Source organism: Streptomyces sp. AK02-01A (assembly GCF_033795305.1).
GTDB lineage: Bacteria > Actinomycetota > Actinomycetes > Streptomycetales > Streptomycetaceae > Streptomyces.
This window is the reverse complement of the sequence record NZ_JARBAE010000074.1, coordinates 1-16,609: the sequence shown is the minus strand read 5'-3', so window position 1 is coordinate 16,609 and position 16,609 is coordinate 1. Positions and strand designations below refer to the sequence as shown.

Genomic DNA, 16,609 nt, shown 5'->3' with positions numbered 1-16,609 from the left:
GCTCCCGCCCCCGCCCTTCCGCTGCCTGTGGAGCCGCCGTGACCGTCGATCATGCCCCGCCGGACATATCCGCCCGGTCAACGAATCAACAACCCGAACTGGAACCGGTCACGCCCGCCTCGGCCCCGGGCTCCCGGCGCCGCTCCGTGCCGCGCTGGCTGCGCCGCACCATCGGTCCGCTGCTTCTCCTCATCGCCTGGCAGGTGCTGAGCGCGACCGGCGTACTGCACCGCGACATCCTCGCCTCGCCCGGCACCATCGCCCGGGCCGCGGGCGATCTGATCGCGGACGGGACTCTGCCGTCCGCCATGGCCATCTCACTCCAGCGCGTCGCCGTGGGCCTGCTGCTCGGCGGAGTGACCGGAATCGCGCTGGCCCTGGTCTCCGGGCTCTCCCGGCTCGGCGAGGATCTTGTCGACGCGACCGTACAGATGCTGCGCACCGTGCCATGGGTCGGTCTGATCCCGCTGTTCATCATCTGGCTGGGCATCGGCGAGGCTCCCAAGATCGCGCTCATCGCGCTCGGTGTCGCCTTCCACCTCTATCTCAACGTGTACGCCGGGATCCGCGGCGTCGACGAGCAACTCATCGAGGCGGGACAGTCGTTGGGGCTAGGCCGCTGGGGGCTGATCCGGCATGTGGTGCTGCCGGGCGCCCTGCCCGGCGCGATGACCGGCCTGCGGTACTCGCTCGCCACCGCCTGGCTGGCCCTGGTCTTCGGCGAGTCCATCAACGCCGACGCCGGTATCGGCTTCCTGATGAACCAGGCCCGGGAGTTCTTCCGCACCGACGTCATCGTCGTCTGCCTGGTCGTCTACGCCTTTCTCGGCCTCCTCGCCGATGCCGTCGTCCGCACTCTCGAAAGGCTGCTGCTGCAATGGCGACCGACCTTCAAGGGCCAGTGAGTCCGGTGTTCTCCGGTGCGGCGGTACGAGTCGAGGGGCTCAGCCGTGCCTTCGACGGACGTCCGGTGATCGACAAGCTCGATCTGACGCTGCGGCCCGGCGAGTTCACGGCGCTGCTCGGCCGCAGCGGCTGCGGCAAGTCGACTCTGCTGCGCGTGCTGGCCGGCCTCGACCGCGACATCGAGGGCACGGTGCTCGTGCCGAAACGGCGCGCGGTCGCCTTCCAGGCCCCTCGGCTGATGCCCTGGAAACGGGTCTGGCGCAATGTGCTGCTCGGACTGGACGGAAAACCGGAACGGGCCGTGGCCGAGAGCGCGTTGGCGGAGGTCGGGCTCAGCCACCGGTCGGGCGCCTGGCCCAAAACACTCTCCGGCGGCGAGGCGCAGCGTGCCTCACTCGCCAGGGCTCTGGTCCGGGAGCCCGATCTTCTGCTGCTCGACGAGCCCTTCGGCGCACTGGACGCACTGACCCGGATCAAGGCCCAGCGGCTGGTGGCCGAGTTGTGGCAACGGCGCGGCTGCGCGGTACTGCTGGTCACCCACGACGTGGAGGAGGCGCTGCTGCTCGCGGACCGGGCACTGGTGATGCGGGACGGCGTCATCGCGTACGAGACACAGGTCTCGCTGGACCGTCCGCGCTCCGTCGGCGATCCCGGTTTCGCCGCGTTGCGCTCCCGGCTGCTCACCGAGCTGGGCGTGGACGAACCGGCCGCGCCCGGCGCCGCCGCATAGGTGCTGTCCCGCACCGATTCCGTGCGGTGTCCCGTCCCGCCGCTCCGCTCCCGTCAGAAAGCCGGCCCGCCATGAAACGCGTTCTGCCCGCCGTCCTGCTGCCGCTCGTCCTGCTTCTCGCCGCCTGCTCGGGCGCCTCGTCCACCGATGCCTCGGGCGGTTCGGGAGGCTCGGGAGGCAACACCGACGGCAAGGGCTCTCTGACTCTCAACGTCGGCGACCAGAAAGGCGGTTCGGAGGCCGTTCTGCGCGCCGCGGGTGAGCTCGACGATCTCCCGTACAAGGTCACGTGGTCGACGTTCACCTCCGGGCCGCCGATGCTCGAAGCCGTCAACGCCGGCGCCGTGGACATCGGCTCCGTCGGCAACACTCCGCCGGTCTTCGCCGCCGGGGCCGACTCGAAGATCACGGTGGTGGCCGCGACACACGGCGACTCCCGGGGCGAGGCCATCCTCGTACGGAAGGACTCACCGCTGAAGCGGGCCTCCGACCTCAGGGGCAAGTCGGTCGCGGTCGCCCAGGGCAGCTCGGCGCACTACCAGCTCATCGCCTCCCTCAAGAAGGCAGGTCTGACTCTCGACGACATCAAGGTCACCCTGTTGCAGCCGGCCGACGCCCTGGCCGCGTTCACCAGCGGCAAGGTGGACGCCTGGGCGGTGTGGGACCCGTACACCTCGCAGGTGCTGCACGGCGGACGCGGCCGGGTGCTGACCGACGGCCAGGGTGTCGTCAACGGTCTGAATCTCCAGGTCGCCGCGCCGGCCGCGCTCAAGGACAAGGAGAAGGCCGCGGCGATCGGCGACTACATCGAGCGGCTGCGCCGGGCACAGGACTGGGTCTTCGACCATCCCGAGGAGTGGGCGAAGGTCTGGGCGAAGGACACCGGCCTGCCGTACGAAGTCGCCCTGGACGCGGTGAAACTGAGCTACGGCACCCGTGTGCCGGTCGCGCTGGACCAGGCCGCGATCGACTCCGAGCAGGACATCGCCGACACCTTCGCCGACCTCAAGCTCATTCCCCGCCGCTTCGACTTCGCCCAGTACGTGGACGACCGGTTCAACAAGGATCTGCCGCCGTCGACCTCACCGGCGCGCAGCTACGGAAAGGCCTCTTCCCGATGAGCATTCATCTGCACTGGTTCCTGCCGACCGGAGGCGACGGACGTACGCTCGTGGACCGCCACGCGTACACCGACGGAGGCATCGGACGCTCCAAGATCACACCGGTGCGCGGGGTCCGGGCTCCGGACATCGAATATCTGGCGCAGATCGCCAAGGCGGCCGAGCGACTGGGCTTCGAGGCGGTACTGACGCCGACCGGCACCTGGTGCGAGGACGCCTGGCTGACGACCGTGGCACTCGCGCAGCAGACCGAGCGGCTGAAGTTCCTGGTGGCTTTCCGTCCCGGGCTGATCTCACCGGTGCTGGCGGCGCAGATGGCGGCCACGTATCAGCGCATCACCCGTGGCCGGCTGCTGCTCAATGTGGTGACCGGCGGTGACTCGACCGAGCAGCGGCGCTTCGGTGATCATCTCGACCACGACCGGCGTTATGCCAGGACCGCGGAGTTCCTCTCGGTGATCCGGGGAGCCTGGGGCGGGCGTCCTTATGACTTCGACGGCGAGCACTACCAGGTGGAAGGCGGACTGACCGCGCTGCCGCCCGACCCGCTGCCGGAGATCTTCTTCGGCGGCTCGTCGGCGGCGGCCGGACCGGTGGCCGCGGAGCACGCGGATGTCTATCTCACCTGGGGCGAGCCGCCCGCTCAGGTGAAGGAGAAGATCGACTGGATCCGTGGGCTGGCCGAGGAGCGGGGCCGCACGGTCCGCTTCGGTATCCGGCTGCACACGATCTCGCGGGACTCGGCACAGGATGCCTGGGCCACGGCGCACCGGCTGCTGGACGATCTCGATCCGGAGACGGTCGCCGCCGCTCAGCAGGCGCTGGGCAGAAGTGAGTCGGTGGGCCAGCAGCGGATGCTCGCTCTGCACGGCGGCTCGCGCGACCGGCTGGAGATCTCGCCCAATCTGTGGGCCGGTGTGGGTCTGGTCCGGGGCGGTGCCGGCACCGCGCTGGTGGGCAGCCACGCCGACGTGGCGGACCGGATCGAGGAACACGAGCTGGGCATCGAGCACTTCGTGCTCTCCGGCTATCCGCATCTTGAGGAGGCGTACTGGTTCGGAGAGGGTGTGACTCCGGAGCTGGCGGCACGTGGTCTGCTCGCGCAGCGGCCTTCGGAGGTGCCGGCGGCGAACGGGCGGCCGTCGGCCGCGCCCGGAGGTGCTCCGCTGCTGTTCGCCGGAGGCCGCTGACCGGCTTGCTCCGGACTTGTCGGCCGGCCGGCCCGGGACCGCTCGGCGGGAAGATCCCCGATACCGGAGCTGTTGGCAGAACCGTGAACGAACTCGGGGCGCGGGACATCGATGTGGTGGTCATCGGCGCCGGACAGGCGGGCCTGTCCGGCGCCTACCATCTCCGGCGGTCGGGCCTCGAACCCGACCGGGACTTCGTGGTGCTGGACCATGCCCCGCGGCCCGGCGGCGCCTGGCAGTTCCGCTGGCCCTCGCTGACATACGGCAAGGTGCACGGCATGCACTCGCTGCCCGGGATGGAGCTCAGCACCGCCGAGACCGATGACGGCAGGCCCTCCTCCGAGGTGATCGGCGCGTACTTCACGGCATACGAGGAGCGTTTCTATCTGCGGGTCCACCGGCCGGTGGATGTCTCCGCGGTACGCGAAGGGCCACGCGGGCGGCTGTTGGTGGAGACGTCCGAGGGCACCTGGTCGGCGCGTGCGCTGATCAACGCCACGGGGACCTGGGACCGTCCGTTCTGGCCGCGCTATCGCGGTCAGGAGACCTTCCGCGGCCCGCAGCTCCACACGGCGGACTATCCGGGTCCCGCGCGGTTCGCCGGGTCGCGGGTGATCGTGGTGGGCGGCGGGGCTTCCGGCACCCAGCATCTGATGGAGATAGCGAAGGTGGCGGCGGCCACGACCTGGGTGACACGCCGGCCGCCCGTCTTCCGCGAGGGACCGTTCGGTGAGGAGCAGGGTCGGGCCGCTGTCGCGCTTGTCGACCAGCGGGTACGGCAGGGGCTGCCGCCGGAGAGCGTGGTGTCGGTGACCGGGCTGCCGGTGAACGAGGCCATCACACGGGCGCGCGAGGAGGGTGTGCTCGACCGGCTGCCGATGTTCGACAGGATCACGCCGGACGGCGCTGTCTGGGCCGACGGACGGACGGTGAAGGCCGATGTGATCCTCTGGGCGACCGGGTTCCGCGCGGCCATCGACCATCTCGCACCTCTTGGACTGCGTGAGCGCGGCGGCGGCATCAAGGTCGAGGAGACCCGGGCCGTACGGGACGAACGCATCCATCTCGTCGGGTACGGGCCTTCGGCCTCCACGATCGGCGCCAACCGGGCCGGACGCGCGGCGGTGCGGGAGATCACGCGGCTGCTGGCGCGTGAACCGGCCGCGGCCTGAGCGACCGAAGACGCCTGCGGATCAGCCGGGAGCGGGCGAGCTCCTGCGGTTCTCGTTGAATTCCTCGACGTTCTTCTGATGCTCCTCATAGCTGTTCGTGAAGCGGGTGTCGCCGGGCGCCACGGTCACGAAGTAGAGCCAGTCTCCGTGCGCGGGAGCGATCGCCGCGTTCATCGCCTCCTCTCCGGGATTCCCGATCGGAGTGGGCGGCAGGCCCTTGCGCGTATAGGTGTTGTACGGACTGTTGATCTTCGTGTCCTGATGGCTGGTGTCCAGGGTGGAGCGGTTCAGCGCGTAGTTGAGTGTCGAGTCCATCTGGAGCGGCATCCCTTGCGCGAGCCGGTTGTGCACGACCCTGGCGACCTTGCCCATGTCGGCCGCCGTCTCGGCCTCGGCCTGGACGATGCTGGCGATGGTGACCGTCTGATAGACGGTCACGCCGTTGCGCTGGGCGCCTTCTCTGATGCGCTCGGCCCCGAACCGCTGGTTCGCGGTGTTGACCATGTAGCTCAGCAGGCTGCGCGGGGTCGTCGAGGAGCTGATCGGATATGTCGCCGGAAACAAATAGCCCTCGGGATTGTCCCGGGCGGCCGGCGGCAGTTTGAGCCGCGCGCCGACCGCCGCTTTCTGGGTGGCACCGGGAGGCGCGCCCAGGGCCTGGTCGACGGCGGCGTACACCTGAGTGGCGCGCCGGCCCTCCGGAACGACCAGCGCGGTCCGTGCCACTTTCGGCGGCTCGCCGCCCAGCAGAAGTACGGGGACCAGCACCGCGGCCCCGGCGAGCAGGGCCGTGGACATCAGTACGACGAGTCGGCCACGGCGGGTCAGACGGGGTCTGCGCCTGGGCCTGGCTCGCGGAGGCTCGTTCATCATGCGCGCACGCTAACCCGGAGTGATCACCGATCCCGGCACCTGAGGTCCCGGCGACACGGAAGGCATACGGACGGACGGCAACCCCGGACACGGAGAGCGAGCACCCACCGGAGCATTCGAATATGTGACCGAATTCGGTGCCTTGTCTTCCGGGTTGGCCGTCCGGCCGCTTGTGATTGGTCGAGATAGCTGTCACTTGGGCTGGCTATCTGTCACTGCTCGATCGGGGAGGCTCGCCTGGTCGCTCCGGTGTTGTCGTGTCGCACTGCAGTTGGCGGATCCTCACTGCGTGGCGCCCTGAGAGGTTGTCCGTTCTCACCCCCTGTGCGGAGTGGAGCCATCCGAGCCGCACCATGTGGTCGAAGTCGGTGCGGCGTGAAACTGACGGGTTCGTGGATTCTCAGATGGTTGTGGCTGGGAACCTGCGGGTCAGTGGTGGGTTAGGGCTTGGCTGGCCTGCGGGTTCGGGCCTTCTATGGCGAGCGAGCGGATCACCGACATCCTCGAACAGTCCCCGCGGCCCTGTGGAGGGACGAAGTACACCTTGGCCCGAGACGGAGGCGTCCGCAGTCGATGTCCGGTCCGGCCCGTCTCTTGCCGTGTGACCGAGCGCAGTTGACGATCGTTCCGCCTGCCGGATCGGCCCTGTTCTCGTAATAGCCGCCGCCACCCGTCATGTAGCGGAGCGTGACTGACTTCCGAGACCCGCAGTGGGGGCGTGCAGGTTGACGCGGTTCTCGTACTCGCGGCGGGTCTTGCGCTGGGCAGGGACCGCCGCAACGCCGTCGAGGGCCTGGCAGAGGTCGAGGAGTCGGCGGTGGATCGTGGGTACAGCGGTGATGCGCAAGGTGTAGCCCTGGCCGCACCGTACGGTCACGCCCTGATCGAGGGCGGTGCGTTCGACGGGCTCCAACTCGGCGGCGTGGAGGAAGTCGGCGACCTTGCCCGGCATGTCGAGAACGACCGGCAACTCCGGGGCCGGGGCGTCCGGGTCTGCGGCCGTGTACTCGGGCAGCAGGTCCGCGACGGCGGTACGGATGGCGCCGCGGCTGACGCGGTGTCGCGGGAGAGGGCGGCGATGGACCGGCCTTCCAGCTACGCGGCACGCACGGCCCAGTCTTCCCGGTCGAGACGGCCGGGCGGCGCCCGCCCTTGTTCTCCTTGGCTTCGGCAGCCCGCAGTCCGGTCGTACGTCAGCTCGCGCTGGAGGTCGCGCTGGAGTTCTCCGGCGGCGGCGAGGGTCTGCACCATGAACTTCACGGTGGACAGCAGCTCGCCAGTGCGCGGGTGGCGGGCGCTGAGGTCCGTGCCGGAGAACGCGCCGTCGTGGCCCTCGGTACTGGTGGGCTCTCGTATTCAACTGTCGCCAGTTTTAGTGCCCACCGGAGGCAGCAATAACTCCAGCACCGACCACTGCTCATCAGAAAGTTCCTCTCGCCCCACATCTTGATCATCACCGTGCAGGGCGTGCACAGGAATTAGAACCTAGAACACGGCCTGGGCCGACCGGTCCTCAACCGGTCCCCAAGAACGACGGAAAGGCGGTACCGGATTTCTCCGATACCGCCTGCGACCTGCCGAAAAGCAAGTCGGGACGACAGGATTGGAACCTGCGACCCCTTGACCCCCCAGGAGTATGGGTCACCTGGATTATCCGCAGATAGCAGACTTAGTCCGGGTGCATGGTGTGTCTGGGAGGCTCTGTCGTGCGTTTACCGCGCACATCGTGTGGTCCCCAACTGGTCCCCGAGCGATGGCCTCGACGAGCCGTTGAATCTGCCCTCCCCAGGCCGGCCCGCCTGCCGTCGGGCCCGGTTCATGCCGCAAGCGTCGCCCGCACCTGACGCGGGGTGCTGAGTGTCCCGCCGACGGCCGTCGTGCGGGCCAGGCGGCGGCTCATGAGCATGGTCGCGGACCACCAGATAAACGCCTCGCCGCTGGCGGGCAGTGTCTCGAAGTCGCGGCCCAGGAGCCTCGATCGCACCAGCCATCACAGGGGGCGCTCCACCACCCAGCGTCTCGGCAGCACCACGAAGCATGTGAGTTGGCTTCGACAACCCTCGTGCTGCACCTGAACCGTCTTCATGATCGATGGGGATACAGCTTCTGATATCTCAGGAACGTTTGAATTCAGTGCTGTTGCCCTGGAGTGTGACGCGTACACCGCTGTCGGTCATTTGGGCTGTCTTCATGGACATGTCGAGCGGGTACGCCTTCTGGTTGGAGCTGTCGGGCAGCCGGTCCTCGATTTTCTGCCTGTACTGGTCGGGTGCGGGCCGGCCGAATATGTTCACCCCTTCGAGGGCGAAGGTCAGGTGGCCGGCGTCGATCTTGGGTTTGAGGTTGACCTCCGCAACGCCGCCGGGTCCCATCTGAAGGGTGAGTGTGTTGGTCGTGGGGTCGGGCCGGACTCCGGCGACCTGGACCTGTCCCTGGCCAACTTGTTGGGCTATGGCGCTGGCCGGTATTTCGATCTCGGCTTGTGTGCTGCCGATCGTGGTGGTGCCGCCGCCGAAGGCAACGTCGTTCAGCCGGATGTGCATGTCCGCGTTGTCGAAGTTGCCGATCTTGGCGTTGTCGCTGCTCACCTTCACGGTATCGACGTGTTTCTTCACGACGGCGACCAGTGAGAGTGGACCGCCTGGTGTCACGTCGACGTCGTAACCCAGCTTCTTCGAGATGGCTTCGGAGATCCTGTTCTCGATAACCGTACGAGCCGCGAGGTTGCCGACGGCGAGGAGTACCACGACCGTGGCCAGTGCGATCGCGGCCACGGCGGGTTTGTTCCTGAGGAGGCGGCGGAGCCGGCTGGGGGGTGGCTGCGAATAGGGTTTGGGGCGCATCAGGTCTCCTCAGTGGGCGCAGTGTGGACCGGCTTCGCAGTGGCGGGGGCGGGTTGCGAGGGGCGTTCGGGGTCGAAGTGGGGCAGGATCCGGTCGAGCCAGCGGGGGATCCACCAGTTGGCCCCCTTGAACAGGTACATGGTTGCGGGGACGAGGATGAGCCGTACGACGGTGGCGTCGACGATGACGCTGACGGCCAGTCCGAGGGAGATCATCTTGATGACGACGCTGTCGGACAGGAGGAATGCGAGGAAGACGCTGGTCATGATGAGTGCTGCGGAGGTGATGACCCGTGCGGTGGAGCTGAGTCCGGTGGCGATGCTGGTGTCGTTGTCCCCGGTGTGGATCCAGGCTTCTCTGACGCGGGAGAGGAGGAAGACTTCGTAGTCCATGGAGAGGCCGAAGACGATGGCGAACATCATCATGGGTACGTAGGACTCGATGGGGACCGTCTCGTGGACCCCGATCCATGATCCGCCCCAGCCCCACTGGAACACGGCGACCACGACGCCGTAGGCGGCGGCGATGGAGAGCATGTTCAGGATGGCGGCGCTGACCGCGATCAGGACGCTGCGAAAGACCAGGAGCAGCAGGAGGAAAGCCGCGGCGGCGACGACGCCGATGATCAGCGGCAGGCGTTCGACGACGATGTCGGTGAAGGCGATCTGACCGGCCGTCGTTCCGGTTACGTATGCCTGCGCCCCGTCGTCGCCCACTGCCTTGGGCAGCGTGGTGTCCTGGAGAGTGTGGGCGAGGTCGGCGGTGGCGTCGTCCTGGGGGCCCGTCCTGGGCGTGACGCTGACGGTGAAGAGCGCGTTGTCGGGGCTGGAGACGGCGGCGCCGACGGAGGCAACGTTGGCGTTGTCCGCGACGACGTCCCGTACGGAGTCGGAGAGCGCCAGGCGGTCGGCGGATGTGGGGGTCTGCTTCTGGTCGACCTTCACGACGACGGTCAGGGGCCCGTTGGAGCCGGGCCCAAAGCCGTCCGTCATCAGATCGAAGGCCCGGCGACTTGTTGTGTCCGACGCGTCGTTGCCGGCGCCCAGGTGCCCGAGGTCGATGGAGAGAGCGGGGATACCGAGGATCCCCAGCATCAGGACGCCTGTCACCAAACATGTCTTGGGGCGGCGCTTGACGGCTCCGGCCCAGCGGGCCCAGACGTCGTCCTGGGTGTCGGGCTCGTCGACCGGGGTGCGGACATGCCACCTGTCGATCTTTGTGCCGACAAGGCCAAGGAGGGCTGGTGCCAGCGTGAGGGACGCGGCTGCCGAGACGATGACGGTCACGGCCGCTGCCGCTCCGAGGGTACCGATGAACACGATGCCGGAGGCATAGAGGCCGGCCAGGGCGATGGCGACGGTCACGGCGGCGACAACAACGGCCCGCCCGCTGGTCGAGACGGTTCTGCCGGCGGCGGTAGCCGCGTCGGGGCTGTCATGCAGAAGTTTGCGATAGCGGGTGGTCAAGAACAGGGCATAGTCGAGGCCCACGCCCAGGCCCATCATGGTGGCGATGGTGGGTGAGGCGGCGCCGAAGGTGAACACCGCGGCGAGCAGGCCCAGCAGCGAGATCCCGCACAGCAGCGCGATGACGGCACTGAGCAGGGGGAACAGTGCCGCGACGAGGCTTCCGAAGCCGATCAGGAGAACCAGCAGAGCCACGCCGAGACCGATGATTTCCGAAACGCGGTCTCCGCCCTTGGGTTTCGCCAATTGCCCGAGCTGACCGCCGTATTCCACCTCGACCTGGTCGGCGCGGAGGGGCGCGACAGCCGCGTCGACACCGTCCAGATACGTCTTGTCGAATGTGAGGGGATTCGAGCTGAACCGGACCGTGATGTACGCGGTCTGCTGGTTCTTCGTGACAGCCCCCGGTGTGGCGAAGGGGTCCGAGACGGACAGCACACTGTTCAGGTCTTCGAGACTGCTTCTGACTTCCGTGACATCACTCTTGTGGTCGGCCAGCGTGCCGCTGCCGGTGTGCAGGACGATCGGCACCGAAGTGCCGCCGGCCCCGGATTTGTGCTCCTTGAGAAGCTCTGAGCCGGTATTGACGGACGTGCCGGGAAGGGTGAAATCATCCTCGTACGAACCGCCGATTGCGCGATTGGCGGCGACGGACGCGACAAGTACCAGCAGCCACACGGCGAGGACCCGCCAAGGCCTGCGTGCGCACCAGGTGCCCAGCCGGTAGAGCTTCGACGGCGCGAACGGTTCCAGTGGGACGCCCGGCGAGGTGGGAGTGGGTGGTGGGACTGTAGCCATGGCACGGATTGTGGAGGCCCCGGATGCGGGCAGTATCAGGATGATGTTTGGGGACGGTAAGGATCTTCCCGCTGGTGGCGGAGCCCGATCCGCACGCGTGGCCGCAGGAGGACAGGACGGCGTCCGGGCCGTTGGCCGGGGCCGGTGTCAGGTGCTTGCTTCGGGGGACCGCGGGAGGGTGACGGTGAAGGACGCCCCGCCCTCCGGTGACGTGCCGGCGACGCTGATCTGTCCGGTCAGGCGGCGGACTAGGCGATGGACGATGGCCAGGCCGAGGCCGCTGCCGACGGGTCGGCTGCCCCGGTAGCGGGCGTACAGTGCCCCGCGGTCGAAAGTAACGGAAATGTCGTCGGGGGTGAGGCCGGGACCGCCGTCGCGGATCTGGAACTCGGCGCCGCCCGGGATGTCGCGCAGAGCGAAGACGAGCTGTTCACCGGGCGGTGTCACACGCAGGGCGTTCTCGGCCAGCCCGTCGATCACCTGCCGCACGCGAAAGCCGTCCGTCTCTGCCGTCACGGGCCGGCCAGGGCTTTCGTAGCGGAACCGTACGCCCTTGCCCTCGCAGCGTACGAACCACGTTCTGGCCGCCTCCTCGAACAGTGCGTCGAGATCGATCCGCTGCACGTTCAGGCGGAAGTCGTCCGCGTCCAGGCGGGCGAGATCGAGGAGATCCTGGATGAAGTGTTCGAGGCGCTGGGCCTCGGCGAGCACGACGGTGCCGACGGGTGCCGTGTCGTCCTGGTCCACGACACCTTCTGCGAGGGCTTCCGCGTAGCCGAGGATGGCTGTCAGCGGCGTCCGCAGCTCATGGGAGACGGATGTCAGGAAATCGTGCTGACGTTTTTCGCTGCGTCGCAGGCCGGTGTCCAGGGTGGTGAGCGCTTCCGCGAGGTCGGCGATCTCCCGGTGCCGGCCCGGCTCCACGATGACTCCCCGCTCCCCGCGGGCCAGCCGCCGGGCCGAGGACGCGGCCCGCTTGACGGGCCGGGTGATGTGCCGGGCCAGCAGGCCGCCCGCCAACGTGGCACTGACCAGACCGATCGCGGTGGGCAGCAGCAGTACACGTCGGGTGTGGTCCGTCGCCTGATCAACGGTGGTGAAGGGCTGTGTGAGCACGATGCCGCCGCCTACAGCGGTCGGCGCGCCCTCCAGCAAAACGTCCTCCCCGTCCAGCTGACCCGTGAGGGACACCTGATGTCCGGCCCTCAGGGCCGCGGCGGTCCGGCCACTCACCGCGGGGGCGGATCCGCCTGTCACGGGACCCGAGGGCGGCACCAGCGCCAGGCGGATCCCGTTGAAGCCCGCGATACGCTGCTGGCGGTGCAGCAGCGGCAGGGACAGCCGCGGGGTGTCGGCCCACACCTTCGCCTGCCGCGAGAGGGTTTCGCGCTGTTCGGACTCGGTACTGGAACGCACCAGCTGCCAGGCGACCACGCACGTCAAAAGCGCCGCCAAAGCCGCGACCAAAGTGGTGGAGGTGATGATGGAACGCGTGAGCGTCCCGCGCTTCCTGCCGGAAACCGCGGCCACCCGATCGCTCTTCACGTGGTCGGAACCACGCTGTATCCGACACCACGATGGGTGCGGATCGGGCTCGCGTCCCCCAGCTTGGCACGCAGCTGCGCCACGTAGACATCGACTACGCGCCCGTTGTAGTCGCCGTATCCCCACACGTGCGCCAGGAGTTGTTCCCGGGTGAACACCGTTCCTGGGCTCTCCGCCAGACGGGCCAGCAGGTTGAACTCGGTCGCCGTCAACTCCACGGGCTCCCCGTCCGCCATGACAGTCCGCGTCAGAACATCGATACGCGTGCGGCCGGCGGTGCGGGTCGAGCCGCCGGAGCCGGTGATACGTGAACGCCGCAGAAGTCCCTTCACCCGGGCCATCAGCTCTTGGGGCGAGAACGGCTTGGTGATGTAGTCATCGGCCCCCAGCTCCAGTCCGAGCACACGGTCCGTCTCACTGTCGCGGGCCGTCACCAGGAGAACCGGCGTCCAGTCCCCGCTCTCACGCAGTGCCCGGCATACCTCGACGCCGTCCATACCGGGTAGCCCGATATCCAGAATGACCGCCACCGGCCTGAGACGCCGCACAGCCCGCAAACCACTGTTGCCATCGCTCTCGATCTGAACAGAAAAGCCCTCACGCCGCAGGTAGAGGGATTGTAGATCCGCGATGTGCCGCTCGTCCTCCACCACCAGCACCATGCCTTTGGCTCCGTCTTCCACCACCACTCCTTCGCCGCACGCGTAAGTCCCGATCCTCTACGACCCCGGGCACGGGCACAAACACGCGTCTTTTCCCGCCGACTCTGTGCCGCGAACGCCACGGTATACATGGAAGCGGCAGCCCCACGAACGCTGAGGAAGCGCGAAGAGCAGCGGGGAAGGGGCGGCTCCAGGGCCTGGGCGAGCGGTGCGCCCGCCACTTCATCGTCGTCATCACACTCTGGCCGGTCACCCTGGGTGTTCTCCACGCACCGCAGAGCAAGTTTCGGCGGTGCATACTCCGACGGCTTCAACCTGCCGGGCACGCAATCGAATCTCGGAGTGGACGAAGGCCCAGGTGTCGGCCAAGCTCCACCGCGTGGTGCTTGACGAACTCGGCTCCCGGGGTGAGCTGGACTGGTCGGGGTGCGCGATCGACTCGGTGAACATGCGTGCTCTGAAAAGGGGGACCTGACAGGTCCGAATGCTGTGGACCGGGGCAAGTACGGGTCGAAGATCCACTTGATCACCGAGCGGACCGGTCTGCCCCTGTCCGTCAGAATCTCGGGAGCCAATCTGTAATAGAGGGCGCGACCGTGGATGTCGAGGTGCGAGGGTTTGACCTTGCTCAGTCGCAAGGGTGTGCTGCCTTCGGATCCCAGGGGCGCTCACCGGTTCTCACCGTCCCTGTCACTGTTAGGCCCGTGTTGGGTCTTTGGTGAAGCGGTGAGGGTGGGCGGCCTTGACGTATTTCATGGCGGTGGTGTCGCTGATACCGAAGCCACGCATGAGGTGGACGGGGTCGGCGGTCTCGTGGGCTTCGTCGAGGATCCGGTCGATGCGGAGTTGCCGGGGCTGGATGCCGAGGTTGAGGAAGAGGGGCCGGAGGGTGAATTTAGCGAGGGGTGGTCCGGTGGGGTCGAGGGAGGTCTGCTGGGTGACGAAGAGGTGGGGGTTGGTGCTGCGGGGCCAGCGTTCGAAGCGTTCGCGGAGCCAGTTCGCCAGGAGCTTCGTGGTGAGTTCGTCGAGGTAGAGGGTGTCGGGGCCGTAGTTGCGGCGGACGGTCATGCGGCCCTTTGACCGGTTGAGGTCGGTGAACTGCAGGCGGGCGATCTCGGTCGGACCCAGGGCGTGGATTGCGGTCAGGGCGACCACGGCTTTGGCCATGGCGGTGGGTGCGCGGTCGATCAGGCCGATGAGTCGGTCGGAGGGGATGCGGCGGGGTGCGCTCGCGACGTAGGTGACGGAGACGCCGCGGGCCGGATCGCGGAAGATGACACGCTCACGTTTCAGTGCCCGGAACAGGGACCGCAGGCTGCTGTGGAGTGCGTGGGCCCGGTGGCCGGTGACCGTTTCGAGGACGGCCTCGACGTCCGTGGTGGTGATCTCGCGGAGGCTGCTGACCTGAGCTCCCCATTGCCGCAGGACCGGCAGGCTGTAGTGGGCGTAGTGGCGGATGGTTCCCCAGTCCACGACCGGGGAGGGCCGGCGGCCGTTCCCGCGCATCACGCGCACCCAGACCTCGGCTTCGGCGCAGAGGCGGGCGGGAAGGGCGTGAAGGAGCCGCTCGACGGCGGCCCCCCGCTACCTTGGGTACTCCGGCACATTCCACCGCGCCTACCGATGGCCCCAGCCCGGCCTGCGCGTCGCCTGGCCGCCAGCCGCACCTGCCCGCCGTCTCTGAGCGTGCTGCCTCGGCGCGGGCCGCGGGGTGGTCGTTGGCGGCGCTGATCCCCAGGATGAGTACGTCGCCGCGCCGGATCTGCTGTCCCCCCAGCTCGGTGTCGCGCAGTGCGTAGCGGGCGGGCATGTTGTTCATCGGCGGGTCGCGCCAGAGCGCCTCGTCGAGTGCGTCGTCCACGCCGAGCCGCCCGCCGTGCAGGCCGCCAACGCGATGCTTCAACCCGAGCCGTCGATCTGGGCACGGATCCTGCGCCGGTCGTAACCCGCTGCGCGTCGGCGGGCTCCGTTCCCAGGAGCCCGCCGAGCCCGCCTGCATCTCGGCCTGCTCAAAGCCGTTCCGCTCCAGCAGGACAGCGGCGTCGGCGAGCGCGCCACGCAGCACAGGTCGTCACGCGGATCGATCGGCGCAGGGGACTCGCGAGGAGCTGCCTACGCGGCTGGCCCCGGATCCTCGTCGAGGGCCAAGAGGTCCATCGCGAGGTTCAGGTAGTCGCCGTGTGCGCGCGGGGAAGGCGTCGTGTGTCCCAGAGCTGCGTGAAGTCGGCCATGCGGTCAGCTGTGGGCGGGCGGTCGCGGTGGCCCGTGGATCCGGTGGGCTCGTCGTTCTCGGGATTCATGCCGAGAAAGTTGCCACCGCCATGTCGCAGTTACGTCGCAGCAGCAGCCTCATTGATCTGCTGGATCCCGCCGGAGCCCAGCAGTGGGCGGCCGGGTTGCTGGCGCCGCTCCACGCCTTGAATCGTGGCCAGCGTGACCCGTTGGAGCAGATCCTCCCTCTCGCCCTTGCCTATCCGTACACGCACGCTGCCGCCGCGAGGCGTGAACCGCACTGGGCGGTACGACAGTTCACCACCACCGCGAAAGCCGGATCGTTTGAGAATGCCACCGGCTCGGAGTCCCAGACCATCTGGCAGATACGCAGGTCACCACCTGCCACCTACGCTGGGACGGAACAGTTTAGGGCGTTGGTGTGTTCGGTCTGCGCGATGACGTTGGGGAGGTAGCGGTCGAGCGCGGCCGTGAGTTCGCGGTGCTTGCGAGCGGGTCGATGGGTCATGCGTCCGAGGTGACGTAGGGCCGGGTGTGGGCTGGAGGTTTGCTGGAGGGCTGGCTGGAGGCAGGGTTCGCTGCTGGTGGCCCGGGCCCAGACGTAGATCGTGGCTGCAAGACGGTCTTCATTCGTCCAGGCGGTTCTGGGGTGTCCGCTGGTGATGTCCGCCACGATGGCGTCCCAGTCGGTGTCGTGCAGGCTCCAGCCGCGCAGGGATTCGCGGCGCTGGTGGTAGTCGATAAGGGGTTCCGTGATGAGGCGATCGGCGATCCGTGTGATTGCTTGGAGGTACTCGGATTCCTTGCCGCTGGTACGGAGCCAGGAAGTGATCTGCGTGCCGCTGTTGAATGCTCGGGCCGGCGGAAGTCCGAGGAACTTGGCTGCCTGGGGCCGTGAGACGTCGTGGACCATCTGGACCAGGCGGATGGCAGCGTCTCGGTGGGCTTGCAGGGTGTGGTCGTCCGCTAGGAGCAACGCCGTTCAGTTAAGGCGGGGCTGGGGACGTCAAGGGCTGCTCATGATCATGTTGACGGTGATGGTGGCTTTGTAGGTGGTCCGGTCGATGGTGG

General features: G+C 68.0%; 15 protein-coding genes and 2 pseudogenes. 6 read left to right on the top strand and 11 right to left on the bottom strand.

What is annotated here, in order from left to right; all coding sequences use genetic code 11:
* Positions 1-38: 38 nt before the first annotated feature.
* From PV679_RS34640 to PV679_RS34620, 5 genes are all read left to right on the top strand, one after another.
* Positions 39-905, top strand: coding sequence for an ABC transporter permease (locus PV679_RS34640; protein ID WP_319685129.1), 867 nt, complete (start codon positions 39-41; stop codon positions 903-905).
* A complete protein-coding gene (locus tag PV679_RS34635) occupies positions 878-1,636 on the top strand; it encodes an ABC transporter ATP-binding protein (RefSeq protein ID WP_416069864.1) in 759 nt (252 codons plus the stop codon). The genes PV679_RS34640 and PV679_RS34635 overlap by 28 nt, the downstream gene beginning before the upstream one ends.
* Positions 1,637-1,707: 71 nt before the next feature.
* A complete protein-coding gene (locus PV679_RS34630; protein ID WP_319685125.1) occupies positions 1,708-2,757 on the top strand; it encodes an ABC transporter substrate-binding protein in 1,050 nt (349 codons plus the stop codon).
* Positions 2,754-3,947 (top strand): LLM class flavin-dependent oxidoreductase, encoded by a 1,194-nt coding sequence (locus tag PV679_RS34625; RefSeq protein ID WP_319685123.1) that lies wholly within the window; start codon positions 2,754-2,756, stop codon positions 3,945-3,947. The genes PV679_RS34630 and PV679_RS34625 overlap by 4 nt, the downstream gene beginning before the upstream one ends.
* Before the next feature lie 83 nt (positions 3,948-4,030).
* Complete coding sequence (locus PV679_RS34620; RefSeq protein ID WP_319685121.1) at positions 4,031-5,119, top strand: NAD(P)-binding domain-containing protein; 1,089 nt, start codon at positions 4,031-4,033, stop codon at positions 5,117-5,119.
* Positions 5,120-5,140: 21 nt separating this feature from the next.
* Here the strand turns inward: PV679_RS34620 and mltG are convergent, their stop codons facing one another.
* The 7 genes from mltG to PV679_RS34585 all read right to left on the bottom strand — a co-directional run bounded on the left by mltG (position 5,141) and on the right by PV679_RS34585 (position 13,306).
* Positions 5,141-5,992, bottom strand: a complete 852-nt coding sequence (mltG, locus tag PV679_RS34615; RefSeq protein ID WP_319685119.1) for an endolytic transglycosylase MltG — start codon at positions 5,990-5,992, stop codon at positions 5,141-5,143.
* Positions 5,993-6,665: 673 nt separating this feature from the next.
* The gene (locus tag PV679_RS34610; protein WP_319685117.1) at positions 6,666-6,944 is read right to left on the bottom strand and encodes a hypothetical protein; all 279 of its coding nucleotides are present in this window, start codon (positions 6,942-6,944) and stop codon (positions 6,666-6,668) included.
* Between the two features lie 143 nt (positions 6,945-7,087).
* Complete coding sequence (locus PV679_RS34605) at positions 7,088-7,243, bottom strand: hypothetical protein (RefSeq protein ID WP_319685115.1); 156 nt, start codon at positions 7,241-7,243, stop codon at positions 7,088-7,090.
* An 863-nt stretch (positions 7,244-8,106) separates the two neighbouring features.
* Entirely contained in the window at positions 8,107-8,766 is a 660-nt protein-coding gene (locus PV679_RS34600; RefSeq protein ID WP_319685114.1) for an LmeA family phospholipid-binding protein, read from the bottom strand.
* Positions 8,767-8,834: 68 nt separating this feature from the next.
* Positions 8,835-11,099, bottom strand: coding sequence for an MMPL family transporter (locus tag PV679_RS34595; protein ID WP_319685112.1), 2,265 nt, complete (start codon positions 11,097-11,099; stop codon positions 8,835-8,837).
* A 147-nt stretch (positions 11,100-11,246) separates the two neighbouring features.
* Positions 11,247-12,515, bottom strand: coding sequence for a HAMP domain-containing sensor histidine kinase (locus tag PV679_RS34590; RefSeq protein ID WP_319685110.1), 1,269 nt, complete (start codon positions 12,513-12,515; stop codon positions 11,247-11,249).
* Between the two features lie 125 nt (positions 12,516-12,640).
* Complete coding sequence (locus PV679_RS34585; protein ID WP_416069865.1) at positions 12,641-13,306, bottom strand: response regulator transcription factor; 666 nt, start codon at positions 13,304-13,306, stop codon at positions 12,641-12,643.
* 322 nt (positions 13,307-13,628) lie between these two features.
* Here PV679_RS34585 and PV679_RS34580 point away from each other — a divergent pair.
* A pseudogene (locus PV679_RS34580) lies at positions 13,629-13,885 on the top strand (IS5/IS1182 family transposase); the annotation flags it as partial.
* Positions 13,886-14,002: 117 nt separating this feature from the next.
* Here the strand turns inward: PV679_RS34580 and PV679_RS34575 are convergent.
* From PV679_RS34575 to PV679_RS34560, 4 genes and pseudogenes are all read right to left on the bottom strand, one after another.
* Positions 14,003-14,812 carry a hypothetical protein gene (locus tag PV679_RS34575; protein ID WP_319685130.1) on the bottom strand — a complete coding sequence of 270 codons (810 nt, stop codon included), beginning with the start codon at positions 14,810-14,812 and terminating at the stop codon, positions 14,003-14,005.
* A gap of 187 nt (positions 14,813-14,999) precedes the next feature.
* Positions 15,000-15,188, bottom strand: a pseudogene (locus PV679_RS34570) (cytochrome P450); the annotation flags it as partial.
* Between the two features lie 448 nt (positions 15,189-15,636).
* On the bottom strand, positions 15,637-15,792 hold the full coding sequence (locus tag PV679_RS34565; protein ID WP_319685107.1) for a hypothetical protein: 156 nt from the start codon (positions 15,790-15,792) through the stop codon (positions 15,637-15,639).
* Between the two features lie 134 nt (positions 15,793-15,926).
* A complete protein-coding gene (locus tag PV679_RS34560) occupies positions 15,927-16,451 on the bottom strand; it encodes a hypothetical protein (RefSeq protein WP_319685105.1) in 525 nt (174 codons plus the stop codon).
* Positions 16,452-16,609: the final 158 nt, after the last annotated feature.